Origin of the sequence: Streptococcus sp. SV2 (assembly GCF_030440175.1) — a bacterium.
Lineage (GTDB): Bacteria > Bacillota > Bacilli > Lactobacillales > Streptococcaceae > Streptococcus > Streptococcus raffinosi.
The window spans coordinates 1-2,953 of sequence record NZ_JAQFJQ010000030.1 but is presented as its reverse complement, the minus strand read 5'-3'; the positions used below and the strand labels follow the sequence as shown (position 1 = coordinate 2,953).

Here is a 2,953-nt window from a genome sequence, read left to right as displayed (position 1 = left end):
CCATATCCTAATCTTGCCAGATAAAAATGTATGTGGAGCCCCACATACTATGCTTGCCAGATAAAAAAGGGCTCAAAAATCAAGAAAAGAGCATAAGGGAAACTGTCCCTTCGTTCCTCAGGGAGTTGATAGAATCAACGTTTTCCGTGACGGTAAATTTCTCGGTTTCACCTACAAGAGACACACACGCCAAGCGTAGAAAGTGTGTCGAATTTTTGAGAGATAGCATAAAAAGTGTGTGAGCTGAGAGGGGTCTAAAACGCCCTAGAATCGTTTCTGAGCAAAAGGGTTAATTTCTCCTCGTCTGAGACCATAGAAAAGCATGTGGGGCTATTTAGGGGGTGTAGGGGCGATTTATGCCGTGAAAGCGTCTTGCCAGCAAGCTAGACGAATTTATACTGAGGGGGTAGAGTCGGCAGGCTGAAAAGCTTGACGACCTACACGCCAGTAATAAAAAAGTCTAGGTTACTTGCTGACAAGATGACCATGGAATAAAAAGCCTTAATTTTGAGTGTGATTTGGGCAGATGCTAGAGCTTTTGTGATTTGTGTTATAATAGCCATAAATACAAATCGAATACCCTAAAAAACGGTGAAAATCGTTCTCGACAAAGGGGAAGGCGTGGCATAGTCGTAGCCGTAGTGCGAGCCTTAGCGAAGCACGACACGGCGTCCACGACGGTCAATGTCACGCCTTAAAAAAGGGTCGAGAAAAAAATTAACCCCCCAGTTATCTAATAGGGGGGGTAACAATTTGGAAAATTGGCTATAAAAAACTCCCTAAAGCCTTGTGTAGCTTGCGATTACAGAATTTAGCAGTTGCTTATAAAATCGCCAAAAAGTGCTTATATTTAGGGTGAATTTTTCCTGAAAGGGAAAAGAGGGCTGAAAGCCCTAGAAAGCAGGCATTTGCCTGCTTTTTTCTTATCTTGATACTAGTAGAAATAATTCACGGGGAAATTTTAAACCTCGTAGGGCTCTAAATCCCTTGATATTACTGGTTTTTTGGGCAAAAAAAAACCCGATTTACTTCTGAAAGCTTTCGTGTTATAATTTAAGGTGCGAAACAAAAATTATGAAAGGAGAAGTACGGATTTTTTTGCATGTCAAATTAATTTGTATATAAATTCTAGCATGACGGATTTGAAAAATCAAGGGGAAATCCTTGTCGATAAAAGCAGTCAAGGAAAAAAACGAGACTGGCGAGGACGTAAGGTCTTAAGTTTGCGATTGGCTGATATTTTCAAGGAATTGCAGTACAAGAAGACCTTTGTCGAACGAGTAATATCGTGTGGTGAGACCTTGCGATTTATTCAAAATCAAGACGGTAGCCTAAAGCTTTATCAAGCCTATTTTTGTAAAAATAAACTTTGCCCTATGTGTAACTGGAGACGGTCAATGAAATATGCTTATCAGACATCAAGAATCGTTGATGAGGCGATAAAACAAAGCCCTAAAGGTCGCTTTCTCTTTCTGACCTTGACTGTTAAGAATGTCGAGGGGGAAGCCTTGAATAGCACGATTAGTCAGCTGACAAAATCATTTGACCGTTTATTTAAGCGTGCTAAAGTTCAACGGAATCTGTTGGGATATTTACGTTCAGTTGAAGTGACTCACAACGAAAATGACAAGACCTATCACCCACATATCCATGTTTTGATGATGGTGAGACCGAGTTATTTTCAGTCAAAAAAAGATTATATCACTCAAAAAGAGTGGGGTGATATGTGGTCGCAGTCGCTCAAGGTATCTTACACGCCTATGGTCGATATTCGAACAGTCAAAGAGACTGGCAAAGGACTGCGAGGGGCAGTTTTGGAAACTGCGAAATATCCAACGAAACCGATTAAGCTCGACGTAGAGAATAAGCAAGTGGTAGATGATTTATATAACGGTCTATATCGTAAACGCCAACTTGGTTATGGTGGTATCTTCAAGGAAATCAAGAAACACCTAGCCTTAGACGATGCTGAAAATGGTGATTTGGTGCATACGTCTGACGATAAAGAAAATATCTCAAAGGGTACAGAAATCGTTGCTATTTGGAACGCTAACAAGCAAAATTATTACTTGAAAAAATAAAATCAAGCTCCTCGGAAGAGGGGCTTTTTATTCCATGGTTTTCTTGACGACAAGAAACCTAGAACGGTTATATTTTTTGTGTCGCTGGTCGAACAAAGTTCAGACCAACCGTCCCAAAAAAGTCTAATCTGTTCTAGCTTGTCATCAAGAAACTTTCACGGCATAAATCGCCTGTCTAAAATTTATAGCTATCCTTTCGGAATTTTGTTAGAAATTTTGAAAGGCGCACTTACACACCATAAAAAATCTGCGATATTTTTGGTGTTAAAATGCGTTTTAAAAACGGGGGTTTTTAAAAAATGTCGTGTGAGAATGGATTAGGTTACTTGTTGTCAAATAGACCATGGAATAAAGCAAGCGAAAATTCAGAGTTGTGTTATAATCTTCATGAATTGCGATTGGTTAGTTTGCGCCGATGTATTTGGTCGAAAATAGGAGGTATCGTATGAGAGTTAAAATCTTAAATTCTTATTGGAGTGGAGAAGCATTAGAAACTAAAGTCAATGATTTTTTAAATGAGCTAGAGAGAAAAAATCAAGAAGTTGTAGAAATAAGTTATCGTCCCACAGCATTTTCTTTTACAGCTATGGTGGTTTATAAATAAAAAGGAACGACTATTTTGGTCTTTCCTTTTTTTGTGAAAGTAAAAAAAGAGGGGTTTGGGGACTTCCCCAAGATTTTTAAATAAAAAAAGATCAAGGTCAGAAGACCTTGCTTTTTTATTTAAAATTTGGGATGTGGGGCACCATATCCTAATCTTGCCAGATAAAAATGTATGTGGAGCCCCACATACTATGCTTGCCAGATAAAAAAGGGCTCAAAAATCAAGAAAAGAGCATAAGGGAAACTGTCCCTTCGTTCCTCAGGGAGTT

Annotated in this window: 3 protein-coding genes; 2 read left to right on the top strand and 1 reads right to left on the bottom strand. The window is 38.9% G+C overall.

What is annotated here, in order from left to right; translation table 11 throughout:
* Positions 1-437: 437 nt before the first annotated feature.
* Positions 438-563 carry a hypothetical protein gene (locus PCY14_RS09805; protein WP_301363484.1) on the bottom strand — a complete coding sequence of 42 codons (126 nt, stop codon included), beginning with the start codon at positions 561-563 and terminating at the stop codon, positions 438-440.
* Between the two features lie 570 nt (positions 564-1,133).
* Here PCY14_RS09805 and PCY14_RS09800 point away from each other — a divergent pair.
* Both PCY14_RS09800 and PCY14_RS09795 read left to right on the top strand, forming a co-directional pair.
* Entirely contained in the window at positions 1,134-2,081 is a 948-nt protein-coding gene (locus PCY14_RS09800; RefSeq protein ID WP_301363483.1) for a protein rep, read from the top strand.
* 445 nt (positions 2,082-2,526) lie between these two features.
* Positions 2,527-2,685: a hypothetical protein gene (locus PCY14_RS09795; RefSeq protein WP_301363482.1), complete on the top strand. Its 159-nt coding sequence runs from the start codon at positions 2,527-2,529 to the stop codon at positions 2,683-2,685.
* The last annotated feature ends 268 nt before the right edge of the window (positions 2,686-2,953 follow it).